Genomic DNA, 11624 nt, shown 5'->3' with positions numbered 1-11624 from the left:
ATGTCGGATTCCGCTTCTGTGACTTCTGTGACCAGTGTGGTCATTGTGATGGATGTGAGTGCAGGGAATGGCGTGAATTGGTGGGTCAGAAAAGTGTTGCGTTTCCGTGACACCCGCGCCTATGATCATCGGAAAGCTTCGATTTTGATCGAACCCTCGGGGGGGTGTGAGAGCGACGGGGCCATCCGGAGTGTTCAACTGATGTCTGCCGCAGTTGAACACCGGTCGGCTGCGGAGGAGCGGGCGGGTGAACGGGCGGAAGGATCCGGCTCCGAATCCCGTTCCCGGCGCCCGCGAATGAGGTAATCAATTTTCCGGTGATTCCGCAGGCGGTGTTATCCCGGCCCGATGGGGACTTGGGTCGGCGTGTTCTGAAGGGGGAGTTCAGCATGGGGGAGCGCCTGCGCACCGCTCCGACTCCGGTCGGCGCGGTTGGCGGTCGGGGTCCGGGAGGTCCGGTCGGAGCATGCGAAACGGCCTCCGGGGGCGGTCGGCCGGCGGAGCGGGCCGCTCGTACCGAGGCCGCGTTGCGGATGCTCCAGGCCCACCCATCGCTGTCCGACCGGGCGGTCGCGGAGTCGACCGGCCTTGGTGCGCGAACCGTTGCCGAGCTGCGGCGCTTGTCGGAATCCGTGGCGGAATCCGGGTTCCGCATCGGCCGGGACGGCAAGTCCCGCCCGCTGGACGGCGCGGCCGGGCGGCTGCGCGTGGCGGAGCTCCTCGGGGAGAATCCGAAGGCCTCACTGCGCCAGCTGGCCAGGACGGCCGGGGTGTCGCCCGCGACGGCGCTCGATGTGCGGCGGCGGCTGGAGCGCGGTGAGGAACCCGTCCCGGTAAAGCGGGCCGCCATTCCGTCGGGGGTGTCCCCGAAGGGCGCCGATCCGGCCGGGGGATCGGGTTTCGCGGGGGTTTCGGCCGGACCGGCCGATTTCTCGTCGGGGCGAATCGATTTCTAGTCCGCACCTGGAATTCCGGGCGGATCTTGTGCCTTTCTTGAAGCGCCGATAAAGTCGAAGTCGGCCAGCAGTATTCCTGCACCATGCCTGAAGAATAAACTCGCATCCACCAGAGGAGCGGCCAATCATGACGCACCGATTCTCGCTTGTCCTGAACCGAGAAGTGAACGATCAGGAGAAGGTCACCCTGAAGGAGGCGAGCCGCGCCGACATCGCGTTCGTCGACGACACCCTCCCGACGAACGCCGACGTCCCGGTCACCCGGATCGAATTCGAGGACGGGGTCACGGCCACGCTCGCCGAGGCCATCGAGGCCGGCTTCGAGGCCGTCAAGGCCGTCCCGGACCTGTCCGTCCCGGGCCTGAGCGTGCCCGCCCAGCCGGCCGCGGCCGAGGGCGACGAGGGCGAGGAGGCCGTCAACGAGGCGGCCGAGGCCGTCTCCTGACGGCACGCACGTCCCCGCCCCGCGGGGACTGAGACCGACTCCTGCGCGGAGGCCGAGCAGCAACCGCGCGGGAGCCGGGCGGCGATCCCGCGGCAGTCACGCGGGAACCGCACCGCAGCACCGCCGGGCGCCCGGAAGGAGCGCGGCCACCGCGAGGAGCGGTCGGCCGCGGTCTTCCGCGTGCCCGCCCGGCGGCAGCGGTGCGGTGGCAGCACCGTGCAGAACACGTACTCCAGTGGCAGGGCCGCGCTCGTCGTGCACGCGCGCGGGCAGCACGTCGACTCGCAGTTCACTACGGGGGGAGCAGGGCCGGCATGGCCGACGAACAGCAGCTTCGCGACTACCTCAAGGTCGTGACGGCCAAACTGCGCAGCACCCGGACGGAACTGGACCGGCTCAGGCACGAGCCCGTCGCCGTCGTCGGCATGGGCTGCCGCTACGCCGGCGGCGTCGACAGCCCCGAGGCGCTGTGGCGGCTGGTCGCGGACGGCGCCGACGCGGTCGCCGGCTTCCCCGCCGACCGCGGCTGGGACACCGAGGGCCTCTACGACTCGCCCGACCTGCCGGGCTCCACCACCCGTGAGGGCGCCTTCCTGTACGAGGCGGCCGAGTTCGACGCCGCCTTCTTCGGGATCAGCCCGCGCGAGGCCCTCGCCATGGACCCGCAGCAGCGGCTGCTGCTGGAGACCTCCTGGGAGGCGGTCGAGCGCGCCGGCATCGATCCGGCCACCCTGCACGGCTCCCGCACCGGCGTGTTCACGGGCGTCTACTCCTCCGCCGCGGCCTACGGCAGCGACGCCGGCCTGGACTTCGCGGAGGCCACCGGCCACCTGCTGACCGGCACCGCCAACAGCGTGCTCTCCGGCCGGATCTCCTTCACCCTCGGCCTGGTCGGCCCCGCCGTCACGGTGGACACCGCCTGCTCCTCCTCCCTGGTCGCCCTGCACCTGGCGGTGCAGGCGCTGCGCGCCGAGGAGTGCGACCTGGCCCTGGCGGGCGGCGCGACCCTGATGTCCTCGCCGGTGCTGTTCCGCGAGTTCTCCCGCCAGCAGGGCCTGGCCGCCGACGGCCGCTGCAAGCCCTTCTCGGCGGACGCCGACGGCACGGGCTGGGGCGAGGGCGCCGGCATGGTCGTCCTGGAGCGGCTGTCGGACGCGCGCCGCAACGGGCACCCCGTCCTGGCGGTGATCAGCGGCAGCGCGGTCAACCAGGACGGCGCCTCCAACGGGCTGACCGCGCCCAACGGCAGCTCGCAGCGCGTCGTCATCCGGGCCGCCCTGGACAACGCCCAGCTGACGGCGGCCGACGTGGACGCCGTGGAGGCGCACGGGACGGGCACCCGGCTGGGCGACCCGATCGAGGCCCAGGCCCTGCTGGAGACCTACGGGCAGGCCGCGGGACGCGCCGACGACCGGCCGCTGTGGCTGGGCTCGGTGAAGTCCAACCTCGGCCACACCCAGGCCGCGGCCGGTGTCGCCGGCGTCATCAAGATGGTGATGGCGCTGCGGCACGGCGTGCTGCCCCGCACCCTGCACTCCGAGCGGCCCTCGGAGTACGTCGACTGGACGGCCGGCCGGATGCGGCTGCTGCAGCAGCCGGTGGACTGGCCCCGGCCCGCGGACGACACCCCCCGGCGCGCGGCCGTCTCGGCGTTCGGCATCAGCGGCACCAACGCGCACCTGGTGCTGGAGGACGCGCCCGAGCCGCAGGCCCCGGCCGCGGAGCCGGCGCGGCCCGCCGCCCCGGCCGTCCTGCCCGGGTCGAGCGCCTGGGTGCTGTCCGGGCGCACCCCGCAGGCGCTGGCCGCGCAGGCCCGCAGGCTCTCCGCGCACCTCGCCACCCACTCCGGGCCGACGGTCTCCGAGGTGGCCTGGTCGCTCGCCACGACCCGGACCGCCTTCGAGCACCGCGCCGTGCTGCTGGACCCGCAGTCGGCCGGGGGCCTGGCCGCGCTCGCCGCCGGGGAGCCCGCCGCGGACGTCGTGACCGGGCAGACCCGCGCCGAGGGCACCGGCCGGACGGTCTTCGTGCTGCCGGGCCAGGGCAGCCAGTGGGTCGGCATGGGCCGCGAGCTGGCCGAGGCCTCGCCGGTGTTCGCGGCCCGGCTGGCCGAGTGCGCCGAGGCCCTCGCCCCGTACGTGGACTGGCGGTTGGACGACGTCCTGGCCGGCCGGCACGGCTTCGAGGCCGCCGACGTCGTCCAGCCCGCGCTGTGGGCCGTGATGGTCTCGCTGGCCGCGGTGTGGGAGGCGGCGGGCGTCGTCCCCGACGCGGTGGTGGGCCACTCCCAGGGCGAGATCGCCGCCGCCGTCGTCGCGGGGAGCCTGTCCCTGGCGGACGCCGCCAAGGTCGTCGCCCTGCGCAGCCGGACCCTGACCGCCCTCGCCGGGCGCGGCGGCATGATGGCCGTCGACGGCGCGGCCGACACCGTCCGCGGCTGGCTGGAGCCGTTCGGGGAGCGCCTGTCGGTCGCGGCCGTCAACGGCCCGTCCGCCACGGTGGTCGCCGGCGACCCGGACGCGCTGCACGAGCTGGCCGCGCTCCACCCCGACGTGCGCACCCGCGTCCTGCCGGTGGACTACGCCTCGCACAGCGCCCACGTCGAGGAGCTGCGCGAGGGCATCACCGCCGCCCTGGCGGGGATCGAGCCCCGCGCGGCCCGCATCCCGATGATCTCCGCGATGGACGGGCGCCGGCTCGCCGGGCCGGAGCTCGACCCCGCCTACTGGTACGCCAGCCTGCGCGAGACCGTCGAGTTCGCCCGCGCCGTCCGCACGCTCGGCGACGACGGGTACGACACCTTCGTCGAGGTGTCCCCGCACCCCGTGCTGGCCATGGCCGTCGGCGAGGAACTGGCGGACCGCGACCCCGTGGTCGTCGGCACGCTGCGCCGCGACGACGGCGGGGCCGCGCGGCTGCTCGCCTCCCTCGGCGAGGCGTACGCGCACGGCGCGCCCGTGGACTGGACCGCCGTCCTGCCGCGCGCCGAGCGGACCGACCTGCCCACCTACGCCTTCCAGCGCAGCCGCTACTGGCCCCGCCGGGTCGAGGCCGTGCCGCGGGCGGCGGCCACCACCGCCGAGGACGGCTGGCGCTACCGCACGGCCTGGGAGCCGCTCGGCCCCACCGCCCCCGCCCTGACCGGGACCTGGCTGGTCGTCACCCGCGAGGACACCGACCCGGCCCGGCACGTCGAGGCGCTGACCGCGCACGGCGCCGAGGCCGTCGTGCTGCGCACCGACGCGGTGCTGCGCGAGGCGCTCGCCGCCGAGCTCACGGCCGCGCTCGCCGCCCTCCCCGGAGCGCCCGGGCGGCCGGCCGGCGTGCTGTCGCTGCTCGCGCTGGACCCCCGGCCGCTGCCCGGCGCACCCGCCGTCCCGCACGGCACCGCCGCCACCCTGGCCCTGGTACAGGCCCTCGGCGACGCCGCGATCGACGCCCCGCTCTGGGCGCTCACCCGCGGCGCCGTCCGGGTCGCCGCCGACGACGCCCCGCCCGCCCCCGTCCAGGCCCAGGTCTGGGGGCTCGGCCGGGTCGCCGCGCTGGAGCACCCCGACCGCTGGGGCGGACTGGTCGACCTGCCCGAGCAGTGGGACGAGCGGGCCGCCGCCCGGCTGGCCGCCGTCCTCGCCGACGGCGCCGAGGACCAGGTGGCGCTGCGCCGCGCCGGGGCCTTCGCCCGGCGGCTGGTCCACGCGCCCCGCACCGCCCCCGGCCCGGTCGGCCCGGACGGCGGCTGGTCCCCGCGCGGCACGGTGCTCGTCACCGGCGCCACCGGCTCCATCGGCCCACACCTGACCGCCTGGCTGGCCGGCCGCGGCGCCGCGCGCCTCGTGCTGCCCACCCGCTCCGGGCCGGGCCCGCGGCTCGCGGCCCACGCCGCCGCCCTCGCCGAGGCCGGCACCGCCGTCGACGTGCTCGCCTGCGACCTCGCCGACCGCTCCGCGCTCGCCGCCCTGCTCGACCGCGTCGCCGCCACCGGCCCGCGACTGTCCACCGTGCTGCACGCGGCCAACGCCTTCCACCTCACCCGCCTCGACGACACCGACCCCGAGGGCCTGGCCGCCTCCCTGGCCGGCAAGGCGGCCGGCGCCGACCACCTCGACGAACTGGTCGCCGACGCCGACGAGTTCGTCCTCTTCTCGTCGATCGCCGCCGCCTGGGGCAGCGCCGAGCACGGCGCCTACGCCGCCGCCAACGCCCACCTCGACGCGCTCGCCGAGCGGCGCGCGGCCCGTGGCGCCGGCGCGCTCTCGCTCGGCTGGGGCGTGTGGGACACCCGCGACTGGACGGCACCGGACGCCTTCGGCCCGCACGGGCCGGCCACCATCACCGGCGACGTCCTGCGCCGCCAGGGCACCCGGTTCCTGGACCCCGACCGCGCGCTGGACGTGCTCGGCCGCGTCCTCGCCGACGGAGCCGGCGCCACCGGCCCCTACCTGGCCCTCGCCGACATGGCCTGGGACGACTTCGCGCCGGTGTTCACCGCGGCCCGCCGCAGCGCCCTGCTGGACCGCATCCCCGCCGCCCGCCGGGCCCTCGACGGCGGCGCGGCCGCCACCGGGGCGCCCACCGCGGCCGTCGACGGCGCGGACACCACCGGGAACGACTTCGCCCGCGCCCTGGCCGGCGCCGCCGGCACCCCCGAACGGGACCGCCTGGCCACCGACCTGGTCCGCTCCCACGCGGCGGCCGTCCTCGGCCACCGCGACGCGGGCGACATCGCCGGCCACCGCGCCTTCCGCGACCTGGGCTTCGACTCGCTGACCGCCGTCGAACTGCGCAAGGCGCTGGCCACGGCCACCGGCCTGCGGCTGCCGTCCACGATCGTCTTCGACCACCCCACCCCGGCCGCGCTCGGCGCCCACCTCGCCGCGACGGCCCTCGGCACCGGTACCGGCACCGGTACCGGCACCGACGCCGCCGCGCCCGCCCGGGGCGGCGCCGCCGCCGACCCCGACGAGCCGCTCGCCATCGTCGGCATCGGCTGCCGGTTCCCCGGCGGCGTCACCACCCCCGACCAGTACTGGGGCCTGCTGGCCGCCGGCGCCGACGTGATCGGCGGCCTGCCCACCGACCGCGGCTGGGACCCGGACCTCTACGACCCCGACCCCGCCCGCCAGGGCAAGTCCGTCACCCACCGCGGCGGCTTCCTGCACGACGCCCCCGACTTCGACGCCGCCTTCTTCGGCATCAACCCGCGCGAGGCCCTCGCCATGGACCCCCAGCAGCGCCTGCTGCTGGAGACCTCCTGGGAAGCCCTGGAACGCGCCGGCATCGCCCCCGAATCGCTGCGCGGCACCCCCGTCGGCGTCTTCGCCGGCGCCACCCTGACCGGCTACGGCGACGGACTGGCCGACGGCGACCCGGCCGCCGAGGGGTACCTCGTCACCGGCCACTCCAGCAGCATCATCTCCGGCCGCGTCGCCTACGCCCTCGGCCTGGAGGGCCCCGCCCTCACCATCGACACCGCCTGCTCCTCCGGCCTGGTCGCCCTGCACCTGGCCGGCCGGGCGCTGCGCGCGGGCGAGTGCGAACTCGCCCTGGTCGGCGGCGTGATGGTGATGTCCACCCCCAGCCAGCTGGTCGGCTTCTCCCGGCAGCGCGGCCTCGCCCCCGACGGCCGCTGCAAGCCCTTCGCCGCCGGAGCCGACGGCATGGGCCTGTCCGAGGGCGCCGCGACCATCGCCGTCGAGCGGCTCTCCGACGCGCGGCGCCTCGGCCACCCCGTGCTGGCCGTCGTACGGGGCACCGCGATCAACCAGGACGGCGCCTCCAACGGCCTCACCGCCCCCAGCGGACTCTCCCAGCAGCGGGTGATCCGCGCCGCCCTGGAGGCCTCGGGCCTGACCCCCGACCAGATCGACGCGGTCGAGGCGCACGGCACCGGCACCCCCCTCGGCGACCCCGTCGAGGCCCACGCCCTGCTCGCCACCTACGGCCGGGACCGCCCCGCCGACCGGCCGCTGTGGCTCGGCTCCGCCAAGTCCAACATCGGCCACACCCAGACCGCCGCCGGCCTCGCGGGCCTCGTCAAGATGGTCCTCGGCATGCGGCACGGCACACTGCCGCGCACCCTGCACGCGGACGAGCCGTCCCGGGAGATCGACTGGGAGTCCGGCGCCGTACGGCTGCTGACCGAACAGCGGCCCTGGACGACCCCGCAGGACGCGCCGCGCCGCGCCGGCGTCTCCGCGTTCGGCATGAGCGGCACCAACGTGCACGTCCTCATCGAACAGGCCCCCGAGCACCTCCCCGCCCCCGCCGACCCGCCGCAGGACGACCCGGCCGCCCCCGCCGGACCGCCGCTGCTCGCCGCCGGTACGGAGGTCACCGCCTGGCCCGTCACCGCCCGCGGCCGGGACGCCCTGGCCGCGCAGGCCGGCCGCCTGCACGCGTACGCCCTCGCCGCCGACACCCCGCCGCCCGCCGCCGTGGCCCGGGCGCTCGCCACCACCCGCAGCCCCTTCGAGCACCGCGCCGTGGTCGTCGGCTCCGACCCCGCCGGACTCGGCCGGGGCCTGGCCGCCCTGATGACCGGCCAGGACACCGAACACGCCCTCACCGGCGAGAGCGCCGCCCGCGAGGGCCGGACGGTGTTCGTCTTCCCCGGCCAGGGCAGCCAGTGGGAGGGCATGGGCCGACGGCTGTCCGCGCAGTCGCCGGTGTTCGCCGCCCGGTTCGCCGAGTGCGCGCGGGCCCTGCGCCCGTACGTCGACTGGGACCCGCAGGCCGTGCTGGCCGGCGAGCCCGACGCTCCCGCGCCCGACGGCGCCGCCGTCATGCAGCCGCTGCTGTGGGCCGTGATGGTCTCGCTGGCCGCCGTCTGGGAGGCGGCCGGCGTCGTCCCCGACGCGGTCGTCGGCCACTCCCAGGGCGAGATCGCCGCCGCCACCGTCGCCGGCGCGCTCACCCTGGAGGACGCCGCCAAGGTCGTCGCCGTCCGCGCCGCCGCGCTGACCGGCCTCGGCGTCGAGGGCGGCATGCTCTCGGTGGTGCTGCCCGTCGAGCTGGTGCGCGAACTCCTGAAACCCTTCGGCGACCGGCTCGCCGTCGCGGCCGTCAACGCCCCCGCCGCGACCGTCGTCTCCGGCGAACCGGACGCGCTCGTCGAGTTCGAACGCGTGCTGCGCAAGCGCAAGGCGATGCGCTGGCGCGTGCCCGTCACCGACTTCGTGGCGCACTCCCGGCTGTGCGAGCCGCTGGAGGAGACCCTGCCGCGGCTGCTGGCCGGCCTCCGGCCGCGCCCCGCCGCCGTCCCGCTGTTCTCCACCGTCCACGGACGGATCGTGGACGGCGAGGAGCTGGGGCCGCGGTACTGGTACGCCAACGTCCGGCAGACCGTCCGCTTCGCCGAGGCCGTCGAAGCCCTCGCCGCCACCGGCCACCGGACCTTCGTCGAGGTCTCCGCCCACCCGGTGCTGCTGCCCGCCGTCCAGGAGACGCTGGCCGCCCGCACCGACCTGCCCGACCCGCTGGTGATCGACACGCTGCGCCGCGACGACGACGGCGCCGACCGGCTGCTGCGCTCGATCGGCACCGCCTACGTCCACGGCCTGCCCGTCGACTGGACCGCCGTGCTGCCCGCCCCCGCCGACGTCCGGGACGCCGCGCGGCGCGTCGAACTGCCGACCTACGCCTTCCAGCACCGCCGCTTCTGGCCGCCGGCCCGCCCGGCCGCCCCCGCCGCCCACGGCCCGGCCGCCGACCCCACCGACGACTGGCGCTTCCTGGCCGAGTGGGCCCACGCCCCCGAGCCCGCCCCCGCGCTGCTCACCGGCACCTGGCTGGTGCTCACCCCCGCCGGACACCCCGTCCACCCCTGCGCCGCGGCGCTCGCCGAGCGCGGCGCCCGGACCGTCACCGTCGAGCTGGACACCGCCGAGGCCGACCGCGCCGACTACGCGCGCCGGCTCACCGCCGCACTGGACGGCGCCCGGCCCGCCGGCGTGCTCTCCCTGCTCGCCCTCGACACCGCCCCGCTCGCCGCCCACCCCGCCGTGGCCCGCGGCCTCGCCGCCACCCTGGCCCTGGTCCAGGCCCTCGGCGACGCCGCCGTCCCCGCCCCGCTGTGGCTGCTGACCGCCGGCGCCGTCACCACCGACCCCGGCACCGGCGCCGCCGACCCGCAGCAGGCCCCCGTCTGGGCCCTGGGCCGCACCGTCGCCGCCGAACACCCCGACCGCTGGGGCGGGTTGGTCGACCTGCCCGGGCAGTGGGACGAGCGGGCCGCCGCCCGCCTGACCGCCGTCCTCGCCGCCCGCGACGAGAACGAGGTCGCGCTGCGCGCCGACGGCCTGCGGCCCCGCCGCCTCGCCCACGCCCCCAGGCCGCCGCGTCCCGCCGACCGGCGGCCGCTCACCCCCCGTGGCACCGTCCTCGTCACCGGCGGCACCGGCCACATCGGCGGCCACGCCGCCCGCTGGCTCGCCCGCGAGCGCGGCGCCCGCCGCCTCGTCCTCACCAGCCGCTCCGGCCCCGCCGCCGCCGGCACCGCCGCGCTCGCCGCCGAACTCGCCGCCGCCGGCGCCGCCGTGGACGTCCTCGCCTGCGACACCGCCGAACGCCCCGCGCTCGCCGCCGTGCTCGACCGCGTCGCCGCCACCGGACCGGCCCTGTCCACCGTGCTGCACGCGGCCGGCGCCCTGGACGACGGCGTCCTGGACCGCCTGGACGCCGCCCGCCTGGCCCGCACCTTCGACGGCAAGGCCGGCGGAGCCGCCCACCTCGACGAGCTGACCGCCCACCTGGACCTCGACGCCTTCGTCCTCTGCTCCTCCATCTCCGCCACCTTCGGCAACGGCGGCCAGGGCAACTACGCCGCCGCCAACGCCTACCTGGACGCCCTCGCCGAGCAGCGCCGCGCCCGCGGCCTGCCCGCCACCTCGCTGGCCTGGGGCCCGTGGGCGGGCGGCGGCGTCGGCCAGGCCAGCGAAGGCGCCCGTCGACGGCTCGCCCGCAACAAGTGGGAGGTCCTGATGGAGCCCGAGGACGCCGTCCGCGCCCTCGCCGCCGCCGTCGAGGACCCCGACCCCCGGCTGGCCGTGCTGTCGCTGATGGCCGTCGACTTCGCCGCGATGGCCACCGCCCGCGGCCCCGAACAGCTGCGCCGCGCCCCGCTGATGCGCGACCTGGCCGAGATCCGGGCCGCCGACGCGGCCGACGCCGCGGACCCGGCGCCGCGCGCCGCCGAGACGGAGCACCCGCTGGCCGTCCGGCTGTCGGCGCTGACCTCCGCCGAGGCGCAGGACCGCCTGCTCTGCGACCTGGTCCGGGACGAGGCCGCCACCGTGATGGGGTACGCCTCGGCCGCCGACGTCGAGCCCGGCCGCGCCTTCAGCGAACTCGGCCTGGACTCCCTCACCTCGGTCGAACTGCGCAACCGGCTCAGCACCGCCGCCGGCCTGCCGCTGCCCGCCACCCTGCTGTACGACTACCCGGACCCGCAGGTGCTCGCCGCGCACCTGCGCACCCGGCTGGTCGGCGGCGGCCAGGACGCCGCCGCGCCGGCCGCACCGCGCGCCGCCGCCGCGGACCCGCTCGCCGACCCGATCGCGATCGTCGCCATGGGCTGCCGCCTGCCCGGCGGCATCCACACCCCCGACCAGCTGTGGCAGCTGCTCGACGCCGGACAGGACGCCATCACCGGCCTGCCCACCGACCGGGGCTGGGACCTCGCCGCCCTCTACGACCCCACCGCCGAGCGGCCCGGCACCTTCTACGCCCGCGAGGGCGGGTTCCTGCACGAGGCCGCCGAGTTCGACGCCGGGTTCTTCGGCGTCAGCCCGCGCGAGGCGGTCACCATGGACCCGCAGCAGCGCCTGCTGCTGGAGGTCGTCTGGGAGACCCTGGAACGCGGCGGCATCGACCCCACCGGCCTGCGCGGCAGCCGTACCGGCGTGTTCGTCGGCGGCTTCGGCTCCGGCTACGACCACCTCACCGCCCGCGCCGCCGGCCACGCCGACCACCGCCTGGAGGGCCAGGCCATGATCGGCACCGCCACCAGCGTGCTGTCCGGCCGGATCTCCTACCTCCTCGGCCTGGAGGGCCCGGCGTTCACCGTCGACACGGCCTGCTCCTCCTCGCTGGTCGCCCTGCACTCCGCCGCCCAGGCGCTGCGCGCCGGCGAGTGCGACCTCGCCCTGGTCGGCGGCGTCACCGTGATGCCCACCCCGCGCGACCTGGTCGGCTTCTCCCAGCAGCGCGGCCTGGCCGCCGACGGC

At 77.0% G+C, this 11624-nt stretch carries 3 protein-coding genes; all 3 read left to right on the top strand.

What is annotated here, in order from left to right; genetic code table 11:
* Positions 1 to 527: 527 nt before the first annotated feature.
* On the top strand, positions 528 to 956 hold the full coding sequence (locus ACFU6K_RS16255; protein WP_380663570.1) for a hypothetical protein: 429 nt from the start codon (positions 528 to 530) through the stop codon (positions 954 to 956).
* Between the two features lie 163 nt (positions 957 to 1119).
* A complete protein-coding gene (locus ACFU6K_RS16250) occupies positions 1120 to 1401 on the top strand; it encodes a hypothetical protein (protein WP_380663569.1) in 282 nt (93 codons plus the stop codon).
* Between the two features lie 314 nt (positions 1402 to 1715).
* Positions 1716 to 11624: SDR family NAD(P)-dependent oxidoreductase (locus tag ACFU6K_RS16245; RefSeq protein WP_380663567.1), on the top strand; the 9909-nt coding region annotated here is incomplete at its 3' end.

Origin of the sequence: Kitasatospora sp. NPDC057512, from assembly GCF_042802135.1 — a bacterium.
GTDB lineage: Bacteria > Actinomycetota > Actinomycetes > Streptomycetales > Streptomycetaceae > Kitasatospora.
This window is presented reverse-complemented; position numbering and strand designations above follow the sequence as displayed.